Origin of the sequence: Agrobacterium radiobacter (assembly GCF_040801995.1) — a bacterium.
Lineage (GTDB): Bacteria > Pseudomonadota > Alphaproteobacteria > Rhizobiales > Rhizobiaceae > Agrobacterium > Agrobacterium radiobacter.
Window position 1 is genome coordinate 2,077,837 of record NZ_JBEGHX010000001.1, and the last position, 21,852, is coordinate 2,099,688.

Consider the following 21,852-nt stretch of genomic DNA (forward strand, 5'->3'; position numbering starts at 1 on the left):
TTTACCCCGCGTTGAGTGTGCGGCTTACCCCCCTCTGCCCTGCCGGGCATCTCCCCCTCAGGGGGGAGATCGGCAAGAAGCACTAACATCACTTCATTCTCAAACGTCGAGATGGCCGAAACCTGGCCGCTTGTCGATCTCCCCCCTTGAGGGGGAGATGTCCGGCAGGACAGAGGGGGGTAAGCCACGTACGCCGAAGCGATAAAGTGGCACTGACCTAAACCCGCCCGATCACTCCCGCCATCTGATAAAGCGCCAGCCCCGAAGCCGTCCCCGCATTCAAGCTATCCAGCTGCGGCGACTGCGCAATCCGCGCCGTATGAAACCGCGAGAGCACCGATTGCGGCAACCCCTCGCCTTCCGTGCCGATGACAAGCGCCATGCGCTCGGAGCGGGGAATATTGCGGATCTCGGTCTCGCCACCAGGCGAAAGGCTCCAGATCGCAAACCCGGCCTCAGAAAGCCGCTCCAGCATCTCCACCGCACCGCCGCCGCGATGATAGGGAACCGAAAGAACTGATCCGACGGAAACACGCAGCGCCTTGCGATAGAGCGGATCGCAGCAGGTCTCGTCGAGAAACACCGCATCGGCATAAAAGGCCGCCGCATTGCGGAACATCGCCCCGAGATTATCGTGATTGGAAATGCCGCAGCCCACGAGCACCAGTGAAGACGGAGGAAGCGCCGCCGTCATTTCGGTGAGCCCGCGATCCTGAACCCGGCGGCCGAGCGCCAGAATGCCGCGATGCAGGTGAAAACCGACAATGCCATCAAGCACCGGCGCTTCGGCCACGTAAACCGGCACATCATCAGGAAAATCGGCAAGAATATCCGCAACGCCGGAAAGCCGGTTGCGCAGGATCAGGATGCTTTCCGCCGCAAAATCACCACCCGCCTTGTGGGCGGCTGCCAGCATGCGCAGCACCACCGTGCCTTCGGCAATGAAACGCCCCTGCCGGCCGGTGAGGTCGCGCTCGCGAATATCGCGAAAGGCGGCGATGCGCGGATCGGCGGGATCCCCGACCGGGATCAGCGCCCGCCCGTCCAGCAGGTCACTGCCCTCACTGGCCATCAACAGTCACATCGGCAAGGAACCGGCCGGCCGCGACGTTGAAGACCAGCGCCTTGCGCGTGCCGTTGGCGAGCCGGCCGTAAAACAGCATGTCGCCGCCGGAATAGCTGACATTGTCGATCGTGAAGCCCTGCGGCAGGCTGGCGGTGACGGCAAGCGGGCCATTACCGGTCGGGACGGCGAGGTTTGGCGCTTCCGCCTGGGTCTGAACCGCTTTCGACGGCCCCATCGCCTTGTAGACAACCGCACCGAAGACGGCCATAAGGCTGATAAACATCACGGAGCCCGACACGATCTGCAAACGGATCATCTTGCGGCGAACTTTTTCCATGGCCGGATCAAGCGGCTTGTCTTCCTGTTCGTCTTGCTCGATCTGCGTCATCGGGTTCCCTGAAATGCTGATGGATCGGAAAAATAAGAATGAACGACCCCTTTAAACAAGGCGGAGACGCAAGGAAAGTCCTGATTGCCGGGGAAGACGCCGAAGGCCGCCTCGATTCCTGGCTGGCGGGCGAGGTGAGCGGCGACTTCTCCCGCAGCCGCCTGAAGGCCCTGATCGAGCAGGGCGCGGTTTCTCTCAACGGCCAGCCGGTGACGGAGCCGAAAAAGAAGGTGAATCCCGGCGATCGCATCGAGATCGTGATGCCGGAACCGGAAGACCCGGAACCCAAGGGCGAGGACATTCCGCTCGACGTGGAATATGAGGATGAAGACCTGATCGTGCTCATCAAGCCCGCCGGGCTCGTCGTGCATCCGGGCGCCGGCAACTGGACGGGAACGCTGGTCAACGCCCTCATCCACCATTGCGGCGACAGCCTCTCCGGCATTGGCGGCGTCAAGCGGCCGGGCATCGTGCACCGGCTGGACAAGGAAACGTCAGGCGTCATGGTCGTGGCGAAGAACGACAATGCCCACCGGCATCTCGCCGCGCAATTTGCCGATCACGGCCGCACCGGACCTTTGGAGCGGGCCTACAAGGCCATCGTCTGGGGCCGCCCGCGCACCCTGCGCGGCACCATCGACGCAGCACTCGGCCGCAGTGCCGACCGCACCAAACGCGCCGTCAAACACGAGGATTCGGATGACGCCCGCGAGGCGATCACCCATTATGAGGTGATGGAGCGTTACCATGAACGACCGGACGCCACCTGCCTCGCCTCGATGGTGGAATGCCGCCTGGAAACCGGCCGCACCCACCAGATCCGCGTGCACATGGCCCATATCGGCAATCCGCTGATCGGTGATCCCGAATATGGCGCCGCCTTCCGCACCAAGGCGAACCTGCTGGAAGAACCGGCAAAAAGCACCGTTGGCCGCTTTCCGCGCCAGGCGCTGCATGCCTATCTGCTCGCCTTCGAACATCCCCGTACAGGCGAGGTGATGGAGTTCGAAACCGACCTGCCGGATGACATGGAAGCGCTGCTCGCCGCATTGCGCGGCTGAAAAACCCGCATGGCGCGGTCAAAAAAACTGCGCCATGTATTTCGCCGGAAGCCCCGGATAATAAAAAAAGATTAGCGGATAGCGATATTCCGCAGTCGGTCCTTTTTATAGACCGCCCCAATTTCGCTTCAATCGTCACACCTCCTCGGCCCCCGCAAAGCTTGAAACCGCCGCCGTGAAAACCGTGGCCGCACAAGAGCTTGGCGACCACTGACGCCGCAGGAAACGCCGAACGTTCAATTCGCCTCCCTCGAACGGAACCGGCATGATGACGGGATCTCTCGCGAATGAATATCGAAGACCGCCAGTTTATATTTCAGGAGTTGCGCAGCGTCGAAGGCTATATCGATCCGCCCGATGCGCTTGTCTTCAAGGCGCTGCTGCAGGCGCAGACGAGCCGGGGTCTCGATGGCGGCATGGCGGAAATCGGTGTTTATTACGGCCGCTCCTATTTCCTGCTGCGCAAATTCGCCCAGGCACAGGAAAAGGTGCTGGGCGTCGACCTGTTCGATCTCGACCCACCCGAAGATGGCAGCCTCGACCAATATGAGCGCCTGATGGAAAACGGCCGCCGGCTGGGTTTTGCGATGGATGAGGAACTGATCATCAGGGGCGACAGCACGCGGCTGGCACCCGCCGACATCACCTCGAAGATCGGCCCGGCCCGTTTCTTCAGCATCGATGGCGGCCACCACCTGCACCATGTGCTGGCCGATGCGAAACTGGCGATGGAGGTGATCGCGCCGCACGGCGTCATCGTCTTCGACGACACCTTCAACCCCGCTTGGCCGGAGGTGACGGTGGGCGTCGCCGATTTCCTTCGCACCCATGGCCATAACCTCGTCTGCTTCGGCATGACCAAATACAAGACCTATGTCTGCCGGCGGGAATTTCACGCGACCTATGCCGGCGCGATTGCCGCCGATCCCGATCTGCAGGGGTTGGGCCATGTCGAGACGCAGTTCCTCGGCTCGAAGGTGATTCGCCTGCACAATCCCATGCGCCGGCGGGTCATGTATGAGCTGATGGTGCGCTCCGGCCTTGGCGGTTTTTCGGAACGAATCTACCGTTCGAAAGTTAAACAGGTCAAAGAGGGTGTCGCCTCAACATAACGCATGTGTGAACGCAGCGTTCGCTTGAAACGCGGCGGGCGCGTACATATCTGTCACATGGGTTCGTGCGGGGTCGGTAACGACCCGCAGCTTACGGTGCGCCTCCGGTGGGTTAATCGCCGACCAAAGAGGGTGCCGTTCCAGACCATAGATAAGGGGGTGCTTTATGGCCCGCAATAGTTTGCCTACGATTACAGCCGGCGAAGCCGGTCTCAATAGATATCTCGACGAAATCCGCAAATTTCCGATGCTGGAGCCGCAGGAAGAATACATGCTTGGCAAGCGTTACGCCGAGCATGGTGACCGCGATGCCGCCCACAAGCTTGTCACCAGCCATCTGCGTCTCGTCGCCAAGATCGCCATGGGTTACCGCGGTTACGGCCTGCCGATCGGCGAAGTCGTGTCCGAAGGCAATGTCGGTCTGATGCAGGCGGTCAAGAAGTTCGATCCGGAACGTGGTTTCCGTCTGGCCACCTATGCCATGTGGTGGATCAAGGCTTCGATCCAGGAATATATCCTGCGCTCGTGGTCGCTGGTGAAGATGGGCACGACGGCCAACCAGAAACGCCTGTTCTTCAACCTGCGCCGGCTGAAAGGCCGCATCCAGGCGATCGACGACGGCGATCTGAAGCCGGAACACGTCAAGGAAATCGCCACCAAGCTGCAGGTTTCCGAGGAAGAAGTCATCTCGATGAACCGCCGCCTGCATGGCGACGCGTCGCTGAATGCGCCGATCAAGGCGTCCGAGGGCGAATCCGGCCAATGGCAGGATTGGCTGGTGGATGACCATGAAAGCCAGGAAGCCGTGCTGATCGAGCAGGACGAACTGGAAACCCGCCGCCGCATGCTGGCCAAGGCCATGGGCGTGCTGAACGACCGCGAACGCCGCATCTTCGAGGCCCGCCGGCTTGCCGAAGACCCGGTGACGCTGGAAGAACTCTCCTCCGAGTTCGACATCAGCCGCGAACGCGTGCGTCAGATCGAGGTTCGCGCCTTCGAGAAGGTGCAGGAAGCGGTGCAGAAGGAAGCGCTGGAAGCCGCGCGTGCTTTGCGCGTGGTGGATGCTTAAGGCGACACTCTCTTAAGGAGAGCACGCCATCCACGAACGACATCATCCTCGGCCCTCGGCCGAGGATTTTTTATGTGTGAAAGCCAAACGGGGATAAATGTCCGGCAAACGCCCCTTGCCAACCGTTGAGTCCTCACCATGACAACCCATCGACCGTCATACCGGCCTTGAGCCGGAATCCAGCCGACGCGCGTCCGCGCGGCGAGAAGAGTCCTTTCAGCCCAAGGGCTAGGGCTGGCTGGATACCGGCTCAAGGCCGGTATGACGGAAGAGGGAATCTCGCCGGGCAATAAGCCAGTGCTTGGATATGTTGAAATGTTAAGGGCGGCCTGAGCCGCCCTTAAATCATCACTGTCCGGTCGCCGGCGCTGCCGCCGCCCATTCGCTGAGCGCCTTGTCGAAGGCGGCGATGCCGTCATTGCCCTTTTGCAGGGTCAGCAGCGCACGCCGGCCATTACGATACGACACCGGAATATCGATCCAGTTGCGGCTCTTCAGAAGCTCCAGATTGGTCTTCATCGCATCCGGGAAGTCGTTGAGCGCGATCATGTGGAAATCATCGGTGATCTTGGCCGGAACCGCGATCAGCGCGTTGCCGCGATCCTGCTCGGTGCTCTTCATCGCAATGCGCTGGACGCTGTCGATGGCGCCGCCTTCGAAGCCGGGCGAAACCGAGAAGACGATCTCGATCAGATGGCTCGCCGGCAGCGACGGATCGGTATTGCGCTTGAAGGTGATGAGCGCGCTGAGGCCACGGCCGGGAACCGTGATCTGGCCCTGCACGGTGGGCGAAGGTTTGCCTTCGCCGTCACTTTCCTGCTGCAGCGACCAGGAAACACTGCCCTGAATGGCGGTCGGCACCGTCTGGCCCAGCACTTCCTCATAAAGGAACATGCGGTCGCCGGTGGCGGCAGCGGCAGGCTGCTGTGCCGGCGGCGTGCCAGCCGGGGTTCCGGCGGGCGCACCGGCATTATTGGCCGGAGCCTCGCCCGCGGGCGGCGGCGCGACATTCTGCTCATAGACCGACTGGCCTTCGGCCGTCACCGGCTGGCCGTTCGCACCGGCGGCAGGTCCCTCGTCACGCTCGGTGCCATCGGCCAGAAGCCGCTGGGTAAACTTGGTGCCGGTGACGGAGCCGTCATCACCATGGGTCGGGGTCTGATGGTTGGTCGGGGTTGTCGGCTGCTGCCCGGTGGCGGGCGGCGGCTGGGTCGCCGGCGGTGTCGGCGTCTGCGCCTCGCCCGTGCCGTTCGAAGAGGTCTGGGTGTTGCCGCCGTTCTGTGCGGAACTGACCAGCCCGCCGACCATATCGTTCAGCGCATCGCGGTTCATCCACACGGCATAACCGCCGCCGGCAAGCAGCGCCACGCCGACAAGGGCAAGCACCAGCGGCGCATAGTTGCGGCGCGGCTTCTTCTTGACCATATAGGCGGGCGTCGCGGCGGCAGCGCCCACGCCATTCGTTTCGTCCGAAGCCTGACGGGTGGACGGCGACGCGCCGTCATAACCGATCAGCTCGTCCAGATCGTCCCAGGGTGTGCGTTCCTTATTGTCCTTTGCCGCGGCCTGATCACCGAAGGGATCGTTATCCGCGCGCGGCAGCGCCGGCGCGTCCTTGGCGGGAATGGCAATATCCGCATCCTGGAAGTAAGACGAGAAATCCTCGACCACGGCTGTCTTTTTCGGAGCCTGCTCTTCCGTCTGGCGATGTTCGTCAAAATCGTGCCGACCACCAAAGGCGGGCGCGTGCTCCACGGCGGCAGGGCCCAAATGGTCGTCCGCCTCGCGACGCTCATCGTCTTCGTAAGGGGCCGGCTCGAAGCTTACTTCCGGTTCCTGGTAATGCTGCGCAGCGTAACCGGCAACGAGCGGACGTTCGTCGGTCTCGTTGCGAACCTCTTCATATTCCTCGGCGGCCGGACGCAGATCGTCATCCCGCGCTTCATCGAGCTTGCGCCAGTCATCCTCATCCACCGGCTGTGCCCAATGGGAAGGAACGGAATCATCGGCGGGGCCGGGCGCCGTTTCAGGCTCCGGCTGTTGAGCCGGCTCTTCATCCGCCCGCGTGAAATAGGTGCCAACGGCCTCGTCGGAAACGTGTGCCGGGGCCGGAGCGGCATGAACCGTTTCCGGCGCATCATAAAGCTCTTCCGGCTCGTGTTCGCCGTGACGCTGCTCCTCATCGGCAACGGCTTCGACGTGCCGGGGCTCTTCCTCTTCGGCCGGTTCTTCGTAAACCGGCTCCGGCTGTGCAGGCTCGGCGGGTGCGGGCTCTTCATAGACCGGCTCGTGCCGTTCCTCTTCCTGCTCAGCCTGTTCCACAGGTTCGGCGGCGCGGGCCTCGTCTGCGTCGGCAGCATCCTGCTGGTAGTAGGATGCCGCCGTCTCTTCGGCTGCCGGGGAGATAGCGTCATCATCCTCAAGCGCGGGAAGCGCCTCGGCATATTCGCTGTCGACCTCGGCAATGGCGGCGTCCAGCTTGGCGATCTGCCGGCGCAACAATTCTTCCGGCGGACGTGGCTTCATATTCTCGAGTTGGCGCACAACCGCACTGCGCGCCTTGTCGTAAACCTTCGCCCGGTTTTCGGGAGTATTGTTCGCCAAGCCATCCACGGCCTTGCGAATGACTGCTACAAAATCCGCCATAAGCACTTTCTCGTCGTGACCGGCGACGTACCGGCCCGATATGGTTTATGAATCTAGATCGCCGAGGACATTAATCCTCAAACGGATCAGTCACAAGTATGGTGTCGTCACGCTCCGGACTTGTCGACAGAAGCGCGACAGGCGCCCCGATCAATTCCTCGACCTGACGGACATATTTGATTGCCTGAGCAGGCAAATCCGCCCATTTTCGGGCACCGACGGTAGATTCTTTCCAGCCTTCCAGCGTGACGTAGATCGGCTCGACGCGCGCCTGCGCGCCCTGGCTTGCCGGAAGATGATCGATTTCCTGGCCGTCGAGCTTGTAGCCGACGCAGATTTTCAGCTCGTCGAGACCGTCGAGAACGTCAAGCTTGGTGAGTGCGATGCCGGTAATACCATTGGTGGCGACCGACTGGCGCACCAGTGCGGCGTCGAACCAGCCGCAGCGGCGCTTGCGGCCGGTGACGGTGCCGAATTCATGACCCTTTTCGCCCAGGAACTGGCCGATCTCGTCATTCAGTTCGGTCGGGAACGGGCCTTCGCCAACACGGGTGGTGTAAGCCTTGGTGATGCCGAGAATGTAACCCAGCGAACCCGGCCCCATGCCCGAACCGGCAGCGGCCTGGCCGGCAACCGTGTTGGAAGAGGTCACATAAGGGTATGTGCCATGGTCGATATCGAGCAGCGAGCCCTGCGCACCTTCAAACAGGATGCGCGCACCGGCGCGGCGCTTCTTGTCGAGCAGCAGCCACACGGTTTCGCTGAACGGCAGGATGCGCTCGGCGATAGAGCCCAGCTCTTCCATAATCGTCTCATGCGAGACTTCGGCCGCGCCGAAACCACGACGAAGCGCATTGTGATGCGTCAGGATACGATCGACCTTGGCGGAAAGCGCCTCCATGTCGGCGAGATCCATGACGCGGATGGCGCGACGGCCAACCTTGTCTTCATAGGCCGGGCCGATGCCGCGGCGGGTGGTGCCGATCTTGGTGCCGCTGTTGGAGGCGGCGTCTTCGCGCATACCGTCCAGCTCGCGGTGCAGCGAAAGAATGAGGGTGGCATTGTCGGCGATACGCAGGTTTTCCGGTGTCACCTTGACGCCCTGCGCTTCCAGACGGCCGATTTCAGCGATCAGCGCATGCGGATCAACGACGACGCCATTGCCGATGACGGCAAGCTTGCCGGGACGCACGACGCCGGACGGCAGAAGCGAAAGCTTGTAGCTGACACCGTCGATGACAAGTGTATGGCCGGCATTATGACCGCCCTGATACCGTACGACGACATCTGCCCGCTCGGACAGCCAGTCGACAATCTTGCCTTTGCCTTCGTCGCCCCATTGCGAGCCGACCACCACAACATTCGTCATTTCTTGCTTTCCTGCTCATGGCGCTTGCGCGCCCGATAACCCGATGGGAAACCCAAACCCGCGAATGTATACTGTGTTGTTTTACGGAAAGCGACCCTGTTTCTTATGGAGAATTTTGCTTTTTCCGTGACAAGGCGCGGATTTCCCGCATTATCTCGCCCCGTGGGGGCCAAGCGCGGGCGCAAGACCGCCATTCACCCCTTAGCCGTTTTCCCGCCCCGTGAAGAAGCGAAACATCAGCGTGCCCTCCAAAGCCTATATCGCCCTCATCATCGCCACGCTCTGCTGGGGCGGCAACACCGTTGCCGGCAAGCTCGCCGTCGGCCACATCAGCCCCATGGCCTTCACCTTCCTGCGCTGGGTCTTTGCCGTCGCCATCATCTTCGCCATTTCCGTGCCGCAGCTCATCAAGGACTGGCCGGTGGTGAAAAAGCGCCTGCCCTATTTCCTCGTGCTCGGCAGCGTCGGTTACACAGCCTTCAACGTGTTTCTCTACACGGCCCTGCAGCACACCTCGGCCATCAACGCCGCCGTCATCCAGGCCGGCATTCCCATGGTTATCTTCGTGCTGAACTTCATCCTGTTCCGCACCCGCGTGCTGTTCGGCCAGATCGCCGGTTTCTGCCTCACCATTTCAGGCGTGGCGCTGCTCGCCTCGCATGGCGATCCGGTCTCGCTGCTGCAGCTGGAAATGAATGCCGGCGACGCCGTCATGCTGCTCGCGGTTCTGGTCTATGCCATCTACACCGTCATTCTGCGCTGGAAACCCACGGTTGACTGGCGCACGCTGATGGCCATCCCCGCCTTTTTTGCCCTTCTCACCTCCGTCCCGCTGGTTTTCTGGGAAATGTCGCGCGACAGCGTCATCTGGCCGGATCAAAAGGGCTGGGTGCTGGTGGTCTATGCCGCCATTTTTGCGTCGCTCATCGCGCAGATCCTCTACATCAAGGGTGTGGAACAGATCGGCGCCAACCGCGCCGGCCTCTTCATCAACCTCGTGCCCGTCTTCGGCACGTTGCTGTCCGTCTTCGTGCTCAGCGAAACCCTGCACACCTATCAGATCATGGCGCTCATCATGGCGCTGGCCGGCATTGCCGTGGCGGAACGAAAAAAATCGCCGGTTTCCTGAACCCATACGGGTCAGGAAAACCGGCGTAGTCTGGCAGGCATGAAAGAATGGAGCATCGGATCGAAAACTGTTTCCGATGCTCAAACGAGAGGTCAGAGCGCGGTTTCGCGCTCAGCCGGAGAAAGGACGGCGTTGCCGAGGACGATATCGCCCTTGTCGGTGGTAACGATCAGCACTTTTTCGAGCGATCCGTCATTGTTCAGCGAAAAGGCAAGGCGCAGGGCGCTCGAAGACCAGCCGGCGCCGGCGAGCGCAGCACGCTTGATCCCGGCGCAATCACCGCAATCGCCAAGGCTTAACGACGGCGTTGCCGGAACATCGGCGGCAAAACCGGAAAAATAATCATCGAGCGCGCCCATTGTGGCGTTCACATCGCGGTTGACGCGCAGCAGTTCCTCGCGGCGCTCGCCGGTCAGCGGCGCGGCGATGGTGGAAACGCATTGGCCAGCGGAAAGAACGCAGCCATCAAAACCGCCCGGCGCGGAAATGCCGATCTGTGTCACGGCGGACTTCTCGACGGCGGCAAAACCACGGGCAAAACCGGCAGCACCGGCCGCATCGGCATGGGTGGACATGGAAGCAACGGCAATTCCGCAGATGGCGGCAGCAATAATCTTCTTCAGCATTTCATACCCCGTTTTGCGATCCGCCGGCTTGTGCCGGTCTCGATTTCTGTTTCGTGGAAGCGTCTCTTTCAAAGGCCGCTCCCCGTCTGTGATCCCACAATGGCACACGACTGTTTTCAGCCGCTTTAAGCCGATTGCTACAATTTTATCGGTTTTCATTTTTGTACAGAGAACGCTTTTTTTCGAATATGCGCCGGTATCGTTGCCGCGAATTCCGGGGCAACGTCGGGAAGCGATAAAGGGGCCGCATCGCTGCGGGGGGTATCAAAGGGTAGTGCAGGGTTTTGCAGACGATGCGGCCCCGGCTTCACATATGACCCGCCCGCCAAACCGGTTCCTGTTTGGAGGATGGGCATATGCCGGCCGCCTCAACCGTGACATCGGGAAACTCCCCGGTTTCGGCCGCCTGCCCCGCCCATCCTGCGCCGCGCGCACGCCTGATGACCGGGATGGGCCGAGTATAGCCGGGCCGGCGGGACCGGGGATGCGCGGGGATAAACGCATCTTGAAAAAGGCGCTCGGGAGGCGGTTTCGCCCCATCCCGGACACAGGAATTTTCAGCGGGTTAACAGGCCCTTGATCGGCGGCATTTGAATTAACCTTGTCTTAAAACCCGACGTTAATGGTTAGCAATTTAAGAATAGCGGAACGAAAGGGTTCCGTTATGCGTGGCGTATCTGCCGTTGTTTTCCTGATGCTCGTTCTCGCCGGCTGCGCCACCGCACCGTCGCAGGTGACCAATGCCTGTGCGATTTTCGAGCAGCGGAACGGCATCTTCAACAATTGGCGGCGCGACGCGAAAGCGGCCGAGCGGGAGTTCGGCGTGCCCGTGCCTGTCATGATGGCGACGATCTACACCGAATCCGCCTTCCGCCCCTATGCGCGGCCGCCCCGCACCAAGCTTCTCGGTTTTATTCCGTGGAAACGCCAGTCTACGGCCTATGGTTACGCGCAGGCGCTTGATGGCACATGGAGTGTTTACCAGCGTGAAACAGGCCGCTGGTCGGCAAGCCGCACCGATTTCACCGACGCCATCCACTTCGTCGGCTGGTATCACGCCAAGAGCCGTCGCGAAAACGGCATTTCGCTGAACGACCCCTACAATCTCTACCTCGCTTATTATTCCGGCCATGGCGGTTATGCGAAGGGCAGCTGGCGCAACAATTCCGCGGTCCAGAAGGCCGCCCGCCGCTCCGCCAACATGGCGATGCGTTACGAGGCGCAGCTGCAGCAATGTGGATATCGCTGAGGCTGGGGCGGGAATAGCCCAGCCTGCGGTTGCTAGTGCCCAAACCTCTCCTCCGTCATCCTCGGATCAAGCCCGAGGATGACGTCGAGTTTATGCGACACTTTGTCAGGAAACTGACATGCGCCTGAGTTCCCCACCTGAGGGGGAAAGCCGATAGTAGCGGCGCACTTTACGCCCCGTAAACCGCCAGAAAACCCCTGACCGCATCGATCTCGCCGGAGCGGATTTCATGCCCGCCCGGGTGCCACACGGTTTCCACCGTGCCGCCCTGCGCCTTGAGGCTCTGTTCCAGCGCCTTCGTCAGCGGCACCGGGCAAATCGGATCGCGTTCACCGGCCGTGATCAGCACCCGGCGCGTGGCTTTGGCGGGGGAGATCTTCGGCTCGAACGGGATGAGCGGATGCATCAGCACCGCAGCGTCGAAAAGCTCGGGCTGTTCGATCAGCACATTGGCAAGAATATTCGCGCCATTGGAAAAACCGAGGCCGATGACCGGACCGGCCTGATAATGCTCCCGGTTCGCCTTGACGAAATCGGCGAGCTTTTCGGTTGCGCGCTGAAGGTCGGCCATGTCGTAGACGCCCTCGCCCGTACGCCGGAAAAACCGCGCCGCGCCGTGTTCGGAAACATCGCCGACCGGCGAGAGAATGGTGGCCTCAGGCAACAGACGCGAGCCGAAATCGAAGAACTGGTTTTCATCACCGCCGGTGCCGTGCAGCAAGACGAAAAGCGGAGCACTCGCAACGCCGGCGCGGGATTTGTGGAAATAGCTGTCCTTGGTCATGGGAGAATCCTTTCTGAAAGGAGGAGATTCAACGGCTTCCGCGCGGCCTCTTCGGCCAGGCGGAGCGATCAGATGGAGCAAACGGATGCGGCTTGTTTCTTCTCCCCGCCGGGGAGAAGGTCGCGGCAGCGGGATGAAGGGGGCAAGGGTGCGGTCTGTAGCTGACGTTGCCTCCTCATCCGACCCTTCGGGCCACCTTCTCCCCAAACGGGGAGAAGAAATACGTGGCAATGTCCTGCCAAACGCTATCGAGCGGTTAAACCGCCTTCTCGTCGCCCAGCGGCTCCAGATGCTCTTCCAGCACGGAGCGCAGATGCGCATGCTGGGTCGGCAGCTTCAGCGCCTCGCCGAGATGGGCGGTGTCCTCGTCGCGGTCGAAACCGGGCTCGTTGGTGGCCACCTCGAACAGCACGCCGCCCGGGGTGCGGAAATAGATCGCCCAGAAATAATCGCGGTCGATGACAGGCGTCACCTGATAGCCGGTATCCATCAGCGCTTTGCGCACCTCCAGCTGCTTTTCGCGGTTTTCGACCGCAAAGGCGATGTGGTGCACGGACCCTGCACCCAACCGCGCGCCAGAGATATTCGGCATGGTTTCGATGTCGATAAAGTCAGCACCGTTACCGCCGGGCATACCGAGGCGCAGAACGCCGTCCTGGCGATCCACTTCCTGATAGCCCATGAATTTCAATAGCTCGGCCGTCGCACCTTCATCGCGAAGTCGCAACGAGGCACCCTGAAAGCCGTGGATCGCCTGATCCGCGCCGACGCCGTTGCCGATCCACTGCGCACGATTGTCGTCCCTGACTTCAACCAGCGCAAAACCGTCTCCATCGGGACCTGCGAAATGCAGGCGCTTGTTGCCAAAGGCTTCATCGGCCTTCAGGCCATCCACGCCGGCCTTGGAAAGACGGTCCTGCCAGTAGCCGAGCGATCCCTCGGGAACGGAAAACAGCGTCGTGCCCACTTCACCGGTGCCGGGACGGCCACGAGCGATATGCGGGAACGGGAAATAGGTCATGACGGAGCCGGGCGTGCCGACTTCATCACCATAATACAGGTGATAGACGTCAGGCGCGTCGAAATTGACCGTCTTCTTCACCCGGCGCAGGCCGAGCGTATCGGTGAAAAAACTGTTGTTCTGACGCGCGCTCGCCGCCATCGACGTGACGTGGTGCAGGCCCTTGATCTGGTTGAGCATGATAAACCCCTTTTTGCCTGGCGAGCCTCATGGTTGGGCCTGCCCTGTTCATGGCGTAAAGATGGGGTAACAGCGCTCTCAGGCATAGAGTGGACAACGGGAACGGATTGTTCCCGAATGGTGAACGATAAAACCGACTGTTCAACGAGCCCGATGGGGCAGTTCAATGATCGTCGGCAACGCCCAGGGTCCAGTAGCCGACGGCGCGCAGCGACGCTTTCGGGAAAGAAATCTCGTCGGTGAGGAAGGATTTTGCCGCCCTCGCCTCGGATTTTTCGCAGGCGACAAAGACGTGCAGGCCTTCATGATCCGCGCTCCAGGCATGGTCGCGCAACGCCTTTTCAATGAGGCCGGCGGTGCCGGCGGGTTTGCCGCGGCGATAAAGCCATGTCCACTCGACATTCGCCGCGCAGACGATCTCCTGCCGCTCGGCTTCGTCATCGACTTCAGCATAGACGTTGAGCTTTTTCCCGGCCGGCATTTCGGCTGCCATGCGCAGCATCACCGGCAGCGCCGTCTCGTCACCGGCGAAGACATAACGCTCGGCTTCCGGGCAAACACCGCTCGGGCCGATGATGCCGAGAACATCGCCGGGCTTCGCCGTCGCACCGAAGGTCGCGCCCGGCATGTGGTCGCCCTCATGCATGACGAAGTCGATATCGACTTCACCACGCGCGATATCGCCAGAACGGATGGTGTAGACGCGCCGTGTGAGAAGATCATCGCCCGCCGGCCAGACGATCGCCCCGGTGGGCGCAAGATAAGGCCAGACCGGTGCGCGGGCCTGATCCGGCACCAGAAGCAGGCGCACATGCATGCCGCCGGTCAGCAGCCTTTCGATGCCGCTTTCGACCGATACCACCAGCCGGCGCATATGCGGTGTCAGATTATAGGCGCGGGCGACCTTGCCGACGAAAAGATTGGGCAGTTCACGCTGCTGCGCGCCATGGCCGCTCCAGCGGAAATCCAGCCCCGTCTCGCCGGAAAATTCGACGATATGCTCGGCCACCATGGCCTTTACCGACATCAATATATGTTCGGAAATGCAGCTGACCCTTGCAGCGAAATGGCCGCCTTCGGCGCTGAAGCTGCCATGGCCATATTCGGTCTTGAACCGCACTGTCGCACCGTCGCGTTCCATCTCCATATGCTCGGAAAAACGATCCTCAAAAGCATCGACGATCGACAGCGGATCGGACAGCGAGACGGAGGTTTCGGCAGACAGGAGAGACACGGGCATAATCCTTCACTTTGTAGTCCGGTTATCTTTAATCCCGACAACCGCAAAGCGTAAAGACATTTTATGAGTATCTAGAGAAGGTTTTTGTCACTGCCCGCCGTTTCAGGCAATTGCCAGTCGATCGGCTGGCGGCCATGGGAGACGAGAAAGGCGTTTGCCTTGGAAAAATGGCCATTGCCGAAAAAGCCGTTATGGGCCGAAAGCGGGGACGGATGCGGCGAGCGCAGCACGAGGTGCTTGCGCTGGTCCACGAAGGCCGCCTTCTTCTGGGCATAGGAGCCCCAGAGCAGGAAGACGACATGGTCGCATTCGTCGTTGACAGCGCGGATGACGGCGTCGGTGAATTTTTCCCAGCCCTGCCCCTGATGCGAGGCGGCGCGGGACTCTTCCACCGTCAGCACGCTGTTGAGCAGAAGCACGCCCTGTTTCGCCCAGCTTTCCAGAAAGCCGTGACCCACCGGGCGAATGCCGAGATCGCTCTGCAATTCCTTGTAGATATTGACGAGCGAGGGCGGAATGCGCACGCCTGGCTGGACGGAAAAGCACAGCCCATGCGCCTGGCCAAGCCCGTGATAGGGATCCTGACCCAAAATGACGACCTTCACCTCATCGAGAGGCGTGAGATCGAGAGCGCGGAAATATTCCGCGCCCTTCGGGAAGATGCGCTTGCCGGCGGTCTTTTCGGCAAGCAGGAACTCTTTCAGCTTGAGCATGTAGGGGCTGGCGAATTCGCCGGAAAGAACGCGCTTCCAGCTGTCTTCGAGTTTGACGCCTGCCTCTGCCATGCCCGCCTCCATCAGAGCTTATTTGAACCGGTTGCCGCGCTGCAGCACTTCGATCTTGTAACCATCGGGATCGCAGATGAAAAAGTATTTTGCGAAAGGCTGGCCCTTATAATCGGCCTCGATGATCTTGCCGGGAGAAAGGCCCACCTCGATGAAGCGCTGGTGTTCGGCGTCCACATCGGCAACGCTGACAGCAAGGTGGCCATAACCGTCGCCCAGCGCATAGGGCACTTCGCGGCCACGGTTGACGGTCAGTTCCAGCTCGAAATCGCCCTCGGCATTGCTGAGATAGATCAGCGTGAAATTCTCGAACTCGGCGCGTTCCGCAATTTCAAGGCCGAAAGCCTGTTTGTAAAATTCCACCGAACGCTTTTCGTCCAGCACCCGGACCATCGAGTGGATCAGCTTGGCCATGGTGTTTTCCTTCTTCTTCCTGTTGACGGCCCGGTTATGCTCCGGGCATCGCGGCCCAAGGGGATAAAGACTGAGCGTCGCGCTTTCAACCCTAAAGGCACTCTGCGACAGGACGTAGCGGCCCGATCACGGCAAATGTGATGGCAAAAACCCCTTGGTTTTTCAGGTGCGGCCGGAACCTGCGGCAACGGGACCGCATGGTTTTGGGCCCGCCGCTCTATCCTGAGTGCTGAACTCATGATACCGGCTAGGCATGCGCCTTTTATACCTCTGTCTTGGCTGGCTAATGGTCGCGACCGGCATTGTCGGCGCGTTTCTTCCCGTTTTGCCCACCACGCCGTTCCTGCTTCTGGCGCTCTGGTGTTTTTCGCGCTCTTCGCCAAAACTCGAGGCGTGGCTGCTGGCCCACCCCAGATTCGGCCCTTCCCTGCAGCGATGGCGCGAACGCGGCGCTATCGCCCGCAACGCCAAGATCGCGGCGCTTTCGGCCATGTCCGTCAGCTACGCCGCTTTCTGGTTTCTGAGCGAGCCGCCGCCGCTACGGGCAGCCATCGTCGCCGCCGTCATGCTGGGCTCTGCGCTCTTCATCGCCACGCGCCCGGAAAGCTAAGAGCGCTCCTAACGATGCCGCGACTGCGGCAGCACGTAGGGAATATGCCGCGCGGGCAACCGGCCGACGACGCCGCCAATGCCATAGACCCTGGCGATGGTCTCGTCGCTGATCGTTTCCAGCGAAGGACCGCTCGCCGTCACCCGGCCGCCATGCATGACGATAAGTTGATCGGCAAATTCCGCCGCAAGATTGAGATCGTGCAGGATGGCGAGCACCAACCCACCGCCGCTTGCAAAGTCGCGCGCCGTTTCCAGCACGGCGATCTGGTGGCCGATATCGAGGCTGGCCGTCGGCTCGTCGAGGAAGAGCGCCCGCGCCTCACCATTTTCCACCGGAAAAGGCACCTGCGCCAGCGCCCGGGCAAACTGCACCCGCTGCTGCTCGCCGCCTGAGAGCATGTTGTAGGACCGCTGCTCGAAACCGCGCAGCCCGGCCTTGGCAAGCGCCCGGCGGGCCTGCTCTTCCGGCGCGCGCGACCCCTGTGCGACAGCCCCCATGCGCACGATTTCGAGCGCCGTGAAAGGAAAAGCAAGCTGGGTGCTCTGCGGCAGCACGGCTCTGAGACGCGCAAGCTGGACCGGCGTGAAGGCCGGCAGGTCGATGTCATTATAGGCCACCGAGCCGCTCTCGGCGCGCATCTCGCCCGAGAGAACCTTCATCAGCGTGGATTTGCCGGCACCGTTGGGGCCGATGATGACATTGACCTTGCCGGGCTTCAGATCGACGCTGACCGTGTCGAGCAGCCGGCGGCCGGAGCGGATGAGGGTGAGGTTTTCGGCCCGGATCATGACATGTTCCGCATGGAAAAGCCGCCGCGTCCCAAGAGCAGGAACAGGAAGACCGGCGCGCCGATGAGCGCCGTGACGACGCCGATCGGCAGTTCCGCAGGTGCGGCCACCGTGCGGGCGAAACTGTCGGCCAGCAGCAGAAGCGCCGCCCCGCCAAGTGCCGACGCCGGCAGCAAAAAGCGGTGCGACGGGCCAATGGCAAGGCGAAGCAGATGCGGCACGACGATGCCGACGAAGCCGATGGAACCGGCCGCCGCCACACTCGCCCCGCAGGCGGCGGCAACGGCCAGAATGACGATCCGTTTTAGCCGCTGCACCGGAATGCCCATGTGAAAGGCGGCCGCATCCCCGAGGATCAGCGCATCGAGCCCGCGGGCAACGAAGGGAATGATGGCGAGAACGACGATGATGAAAGGCAGGGTCGCGAGCACCTTGGCGGGCGTTGCACCGCCGAGCGAACCGAGCGACCAGAAGGTGATGTCGCGCAGCGCCCGGTCATCCGCCACGAAAATCATCAACCCGGTCAGCGCGCCGCTGATTGCCGCCACCGCAATGCCGGCAAGAATGAGCGTGGTGGTGGAGGTCGCGCCGTCCTTGGTGGCGATCAGGTAAAGCACCCAGGTGTTCAGCAGCCCGCCGAAGAATGCCATGATGGGCAGGAAATGCGGGCCGAAAAACACCGCCACCGTGGCAAGCGCGCCTTCCCCAAGGGAAATCGCCGCGACCGCAAACAGCGCCGCACCCGAGGTGACGCCGACAATGCCGGGATCGGCCAATGGATTGCGGAACAGGCCCTGCATCATCGCCCCTGAAACGGCAAGCCCGGCGCCGATCAACATGCCGAGCGCGGTGCGCGGCAGGCGCACGGCCTCGAGAATGATCCTGTCGCGCGCATCAAGCTGATCCGCGCCGCCGGTAAGATAGGCAATGAGTTCTGAAATGCCGACGCCCGTGGGTCCGCTGACAAGCGACACGCCACAGGCAAACAGCAGGATGCCGACGAGCACGGCAAGGGCGACAACCCCCTGGCGGGATCTGTCGCCGGCAACGCCGCCCTCGGTGGAACTCAAGATCGCAAGGCTCACGGCTTCACCACGTCAGGGTAGAGCTTGTTTGCCAACTCGCGACCTGCTGCAGGCGTGCGCGGGCCGAAACCGATGAGATAAAGCCCATCCATGCTGATGAGAGCCTTGCTTGCGGCGGCAGGCGTGGACTGGAAAGCGGGAAGCGCGAAAGTCTCATCCGCCTTGGCGGCGTGGTCGCCGCGCGCCATGGTCAGCACCACGTCGGGTGCCGCAGCAATGACCGCCTCATCCGTCAGCGGCTTGTAACCCGTGATCTCCTGAGCCGCATTGATACCGCCCGCCATTTCGATGATCGCCGCCGCTTCGGTATCCTTGCCCGCCGCCATGATGCGGCCGCCGGCGGTGGAGAGCACGAAGAGAACACGCTTCCTGCCCTTTTCCGGGATGGCGGAGACATCCTTGGCGAGTGCATCGAGCCCAGCCCTGGTCTCGGCAGCCAGCGCCTTCGCCTTGTCCGAGAGACCCACGGCCGCGCCGACATCCTCGATCTTCTTGGGAATGGCATCGCCGCTCGGCGGCGTATCGACGGTGACGAAAGGCACGGCACTTGCCTTCAGGATGGCGATGACATCGGCCGGGCCGGAGCCGTCTTCCGAAAGAATGAGATCCGGCTTCTGCGACAGGATGCCTTCCGACGACAGCGCTCGCATGTAACCGATGTCAGGCTTGGCGAGCGCATCGGCCGGATAGCTGCTGGTGCTATCGCGCGCCACGATACGATCTCCTGCACCCAGCGCATAAAGGATTTCCGTCACCGTGCCGCCCACTGCGACGATGCGTTTCGCCTCCGGATTACCCTTGTCCGAAGCCATGGCAGCCGGCGCGGCAAAGGTGATTGCGGCGGGCACGAGGGCGGCGAGAACGAAGGAACGAAGGCGGGAATTCAACATGGCGTTATCCTGAAACACGACCCGGCGCCGGTTTGCCCGCGCCACTAATCTTGAGTTCTTTACACATGTTTATACACCGCGCAATCGATAAGTGGAGTAAATTTGTTCGCTTTGTCGTGAACCCCTTCCCAACCCCATCCGGGCCGGATATCCTGACTGAAACAGGAAACTTAAAGGGAGACTTTCATGTTTATCGCAATGAACCGCTTTCGTGTCGTGCCGGGTTATGAAGACACCTTCGAATCCATCTGGCGCGAGCGCAAATCGCACCTCAGCGAACTGCCGGGCTATATCGAATTTCACATGCTGAAAGGCCCGAAGGCGGACGACCATACGCTTTACGCCTCGCACACCGTCTGGGCCACCAAGGATGACTTCCTTGCCTGGACGAAATCCGAACAGTTCCGCGCCGCCCACGCCAAGGCCGGCGAAAACCGCGGAAAGGTGGAATATCTCTCCGGCCCGCATTTCGAAGGCTTCGACGTCATCATCCATGAAGACAAGAATGGCGACCGCCGTTCGATTGCCGCCTGAGGCCATCAGATGAGCATTGCAGCCCAGAAGACCGATGACGACAGGCAGGCCCGCGCCGCATCAGCCCTTGCCGAAAAGCCCGATGGCATCGTGGAGGCCATTGCCGCCAAGGCCGAGGTGACGCCTGCCGAAATCCTGGCGATCCTGCCCGAAGGTGCGGCCGTTTCCGCCGCCGCCGACCAGTTCGACGCCATCTGGAACGAGATGCGCGGATGGGGCGAAGTCCTGATGATCGTGCAGACCGGCGACATCGTGCTGGAAGTGCCCGGCCACCTGCCGGAAGGCAGCGAAAGCCATGGCTGGTTCAACATCCACGGCGACAGCCCCATCGGTGGTCACATCAAGAAGGACAATTGCGCCGGCATCACCTTCGTCGATCGCGGCTTCCACGGTCGTCGCTCCTGTTCCGTCTGGTTCATGAACGCCGCCGGCGGCGCCATGTTCAAGATTTTCGTCCGCCGCGACGAGAACAAGGAACTGCTGGCCGGGCAACTCGCGAAGTTCGAAGCGCTGCGGAACGGTTTCCGCGGCTGAGCAGGCGCAGGGCTGCCACGGCAAAGTGGCAGCCTCTTCCGAGGTCGATTATCCACCGGCGGAATGAAACTGCTTCAAAATAAATAATTATCGTTTTACGATAAAAAATGTTGAAAAATCGATGTTCCTGATTGAGATTGGCCGCCGTCGGCCGATCCAGCCGTCATTTGAAAAAGGAACCTCGATGATGAAGAAATTATTCACCGCCGCCGTGGTGAGCGTGGTGCTGCAGGCCTGCCTTGTCTCACTCCCCGCGCAGGCAGCGGGCGGTCAGGACCCGGCCTCCGCGGAACGCACACTCAGAACCGTTCTCGAGGAAGCACGCAGCGGCAACCTCAACCTCTCGCGCTTCGAAGATGACATCGTCGCCGATGTCCGGGCCAATGCGGGCGCGGTTTCGGATGAAATCAGACGCCGTGGCAAGGTGACGGCCATGCAATATCTCGGAAGACAGGCGACCGAGGCGGGTGATCTTCACAGATTCAAGGTCACCTTCGAAAAGGGCCAGATGCGCTGGTCGCTCATTCTCAACACGCGCGGCCAGATCGCCAATATCGACATGGAAGCCCCCTGACCCCTTTTTCGTGTGCCGGTGGGATGCAAAGCGCGCCCGCCGGCAGGCATGAGCGGCATCATCAGCCCAGCAAGATGGCCTGCGGTCTCGATTGACGTTATAAATTTATCGTCTTACAGGAATTGAAGAGCAAAAACCACCGGATCACCTGATGACAGACCCATCCATCAGCCGCCGCATCGCCCGTGTCAGCCGTATCCTGATATGGCTTTCCTTCGTTTTTGCAGGCACCCTCATCGCCGCTTATGTCGCCATATGGGCCGATACGGAAACCCTGCGGACGGTGATTGAAGGGCAGATCCTGCCGCCTGCCACACCTTACCTGCTCACCGACGCCGTGCGTGTCACCGGTTTTGTCGTCGGGCTTCTGCCGCTTCTGGCCGTGCTTAGCGGGCTCTGGTTTGCCGTCCTTCTTTTCCGGCTTTTCGAAAGGGGCGAGGTCTTTACGCAGACGTCAGGCAAAAGGCTGATCCAGGTCGGTGTCGCGCTTGCCGCATTGCTGCCGGCGCAGATCGTCATGACCGGCTCTGCTTCCTTTCTGCTGACGGTGGGCAATCCCGTTCCGAGCATCTCCTTTTCTTTTGAGAGCACGCAGATGCTTGTGGGCTTTGCCGGCGGGTTGATGATTGTCGTTGGCTGGGTGCTGGGGGAAGCGACGCGCATCGCCGACGAAAACCGCGAATTCATCTAGGAAA

23 protein-coding genes are annotated in these 21,852 nt (G+C 61.3%); 10 read left to right on the forward strand and 13 right to left on the reverse strand.

From position 1 onward, the window contains the following. Positions 1-217: 217 nt before the first annotated feature. The gene (locus MRBLRC7O_RS10415) at positions 218-1,072 is read right to left on the reverse strand and encodes a TrmH family RNA methyltransferase (protein WP_004429996.1); all 855 of its coding nucleotides are present in this window, start codon (positions 1,070-1,072) and stop codon (positions 218-220) included. After that, a complete protein-coding gene (locus MRBLRC7O_RS10420; RefSeq protein ID WP_004429994.1) occupies positions 1,062-1,454 on the reverse strand; it encodes a hypothetical protein in 393 nt (130 codons plus the stop codon). The genes MRBLRC7O_RS10415 and MRBLRC7O_RS10420 overlap by 11 nt, the downstream gene beginning before the upstream one ends. A gap of 38 nt (positions 1,455-1,492) precedes the next feature. Between MRBLRC7O_RS10420 and MRBLRC7O_RS10425 the strand changes: the two genes are divergently transcribed. The 3 genes from MRBLRC7O_RS10425 to rpoH all read left to right on the forward strand — a co-directional run bounded on the left by MRBLRC7O_RS10425 (position 1,493) and on the right by rpoH (position 4,696). Continuing rightward, on the forward strand, positions 1,493-2,515 hold the full coding sequence (locus tag MRBLRC7O_RS10425; protein ID WP_080866404.1) for an RluA family pseudouridine synthase: 1,023 nt from the start codon (positions 1,493-1,495) through the stop codon (positions 2,513-2,515). A gap of 287 nt (positions 2,516-2,802) precedes the next feature. Next, positions 2,803-3,627 carry a class I SAM-dependent methyltransferase gene (locus MRBLRC7O_RS10430; RefSeq protein WP_020811946.1) on the forward strand — a complete coding sequence of 275 codons (825 nt, stop codon included), beginning with the start codon at positions 2,803-2,805 and terminating at the stop codon, positions 3,625-3,627. A 166-nt stretch (positions 3,628-3,793) separates the two neighbouring features. Then, positions 3,794-4,696, forward strand: coding sequence for an RNA polymerase sigma factor RpoH (gene rpoH, locus MRBLRC7O_RS10435; RefSeq protein WP_003491840.1), 903 nt, complete (start codon positions 3,794-3,796; stop codon positions 4,694-4,696). 348 nt (positions 4,697-5,044) lie between these two features. Here rpoH and MRBLRC7O_RS10440 read toward each other — a convergent pair whose 3' ends face one another. Together MRBLRC7O_RS10440 and MRBLRC7O_RS10445 are read right to left on the reverse strand one after the other, a co-directional pair. Further along, the gene (locus MRBLRC7O_RS10440; RefSeq protein ID WP_367727422.1) at positions 5,045-7,342 is read right to left on the reverse strand and encodes a hypothetical protein; all 2,298 of its coding nucleotides are present in this window, start codon (positions 7,340-7,342) and stop codon (positions 5,045-5,047) included. A 70-nt stretch (positions 7,343-7,412) separates the two neighbouring features. After that, positions 7,413-8,711, reverse strand: coding sequence for an adenylosuccinate synthase (locus MRBLRC7O_RS10445; RefSeq protein ID WP_004429984.1), 1,299 nt, complete (start codon positions 8,709-8,711; stop codon positions 7,413-7,415). Between the two features lie 241 nt (positions 8,712-8,952). Here MRBLRC7O_RS10445 and MRBLRC7O_RS10450 point away from each other — a divergent pair, with 241 nt between their 5' ends. Continuing rightward, positions 8,953-9,840: a DMT family transporter gene (locus MRBLRC7O_RS10450; RefSeq protein WP_004429981.1), complete on the forward strand. Its 888-nt coding sequence runs from the start codon at positions 8,953-8,955 to the stop codon at positions 9,838-9,840. A gap of 92 nt (positions 9,841-9,932) precedes the next feature. Here MRBLRC7O_RS10450 and MRBLRC7O_RS10455 read toward each other — a convergent pair whose 3' ends face one another. Further along, the gene (locus MRBLRC7O_RS10455) at positions 9,933-10,466 is read right to left on the reverse strand and encodes a transglutaminase-like cysteine peptidase (RefSeq protein ID WP_004429979.1); all 534 of its coding nucleotides are present in this window, start codon (positions 10,464-10,466) and stop codon (positions 9,933-9,935) included. 664 nt (positions 10,467-11,130) lie between these two features. Here MRBLRC7O_RS10455 and MRBLRC7O_RS10460 point away from each other — a divergent pair. Then, positions 11,131-11,715 (forward strand): transglycosylase SLT domain-containing protein, encoded by a 585-nt coding sequence (locus tag MRBLRC7O_RS10460; protein WP_004429977.1) that lies wholly within the window; start codon positions 11,131-11,133, stop codon positions 11,713-11,715. A gap of 169 nt (positions 11,716-11,884) precedes the next feature. On the opposite strand, the gene MRBLRC7O_RS10465 is transcribed toward MRBLRC7O_RS10460, so the two are convergent. The 5 genes from MRBLRC7O_RS10465 to MRBLRC7O_RS10485 all read right to left on the reverse strand — a co-directional run bounded on the left by MRBLRC7O_RS10465 (position 11,885) and on the right by MRBLRC7O_RS10485 (position 16,139). Beyond that, positions 11,885-12,499, reverse strand: coding sequence for an alpha/beta hydrolase (locus MRBLRC7O_RS10465; protein WP_080866407.1), 615 nt, complete (start codon positions 12,497-12,499; stop codon positions 11,885-11,887). A gap of 256 nt (positions 12,500-12,755) precedes the next feature. Next, positions 12,756-13,700 (reverse strand): VOC family protein, encoded by a 945-nt coding sequence (locus tag MRBLRC7O_RS10470; protein ID WP_004429973.1) that lies wholly within the window; start codon positions 13,698-13,700, stop codon positions 12,756-12,758. A gap of 163 nt (positions 13,701-13,863) precedes the next feature. After that, a complete protein-coding gene (locus MRBLRC7O_RS10475) occupies positions 13,864-14,940 on the reverse strand; it encodes a siderophore-interacting protein (RefSeq protein ID WP_080866408.1) in 1,077 nt (358 codons plus the stop codon). A gap of 71 nt (positions 14,941-15,011) precedes the next feature. Then, entirely contained in the window at positions 15,012-15,725 is a 714-nt protein-coding gene (ung, locus tag MRBLRC7O_RS10480; protein WP_004429969.1) for a uracil-DNA glycosylase, read from the reverse strand. 18 nt (positions 15,726-15,743) lie between these two features. Further along, positions 15,744-16,139: a VOC family protein gene (locus tag MRBLRC7O_RS10485; protein WP_004429967.1), complete on the reverse strand. Its 396-nt coding sequence runs from the start codon at positions 16,137-16,139 to the stop codon at positions 15,744-15,746. Positions 16,140-16,392: 253 nt separating this feature from the next. Here MRBLRC7O_RS10485 and MRBLRC7O_RS10490 point away from each other — a divergent pair, with 253 nt between their 5' ends. After that, a complete protein-coding gene (locus MRBLRC7O_RS10490) occupies positions 16,393-16,749 on the forward strand; it encodes a YbaN family protein (protein WP_020809365.1) in 357 nt (118 codons plus the stop codon). A gap of 8 nt (positions 16,750-16,757) precedes the next feature. Here the strand turns inward: MRBLRC7O_RS10490 and MRBLRC7O_RS10495 are convergent, their stop codons facing one another. From MRBLRC7O_RS10495 to MRBLRC7O_RS10505, 3 genes are read right to left on the reverse strand one after another with little or no spacing between them, the layout of a single operon-like run. Further along, complete coding sequence (locus MRBLRC7O_RS10495) at positions 16,758-17,540, reverse strand: heme ABC transporter ATP-binding protein (RefSeq protein WP_080866409.1); 783 nt, start codon at positions 17,538-17,540, stop codon at positions 16,758-16,760. Then, positions 17,537-18,625, reverse strand: a complete 1,089-nt coding sequence (locus MRBLRC7O_RS10500) for a FecCD family ABC transporter permease (protein ID WP_060723669.1) — start codon at positions 18,623-18,625, stop codon at positions 17,537-17,539. Before MRBLRC7O_RS10500 ends, MRBLRC7O_RS10495 begins: the two co-directional genes overlap by 4 nt. Then, positions 18,622-19,515 (reverse strand): heme/hemin ABC transporter substrate-binding protein, encoded by an 894-nt coding sequence (locus tag MRBLRC7O_RS10505; RefSeq protein WP_004429960.1) that lies wholly within the window; start codon positions 19,513-19,515, stop codon positions 18,622-18,624. The genes MRBLRC7O_RS10500 and MRBLRC7O_RS10505 overlap by 4 nt, the downstream gene beginning before the upstream one ends. Before the next feature lie 186 nt (positions 19,516-19,701). Between MRBLRC7O_RS10505 and hmuQ the strand changes: the two genes are divergently transcribed. From hmuQ to MRBLRC7O_RS10525, 4 genes are all read left to right on the forward strand, one after another. Further along, positions 19,702-20,049 carry a heme-degrading protein HmuQ gene (hmuQ, locus tag MRBLRC7O_RS10510; RefSeq protein WP_020809369.1) on the forward strand — a complete coding sequence of 116 codons (348 nt, stop codon included), beginning with the start codon at positions 19,702-19,704 and terminating at the stop codon, positions 20,047-20,049. A 9-nt stretch (positions 20,050-20,058) separates the two neighbouring features. Next, positions 20,059-20,583 carry a heme utilization cystosolic carrier protein HutX gene (gene hutX / locus MRBLRC7O_RS10515; RefSeq protein ID WP_020809370.1) on the forward strand — a complete coding sequence of 175 codons (525 nt, stop codon included), beginning with the start codon at positions 20,059-20,061 and terminating at the stop codon, positions 20,581-20,583. A 184-nt stretch (positions 20,584-20,767) separates the two neighbouring features. Beyond that, positions 20,768-21,157: a hypothetical protein gene (locus tag MRBLRC7O_RS10520; protein ID WP_233282764.1), complete on the forward strand. Its 390-nt coding sequence runs from the start codon at positions 20,768-20,770 to the stop codon at positions 21,155-21,157. 151 nt (positions 21,158-21,308) lie between these two features. Then, positions 21,309-21,848 carry a DUF2975 domain-containing protein gene (locus MRBLRC7O_RS10525; protein WP_004429935.1) on the forward strand — a complete coding sequence of 180 codons (540 nt, stop codon included), beginning with the start codon at positions 21,309-21,311 and terminating at the stop codon, positions 21,846-21,848. Positions 21,849-21,852 lie beyond the last annotated feature (4 nt).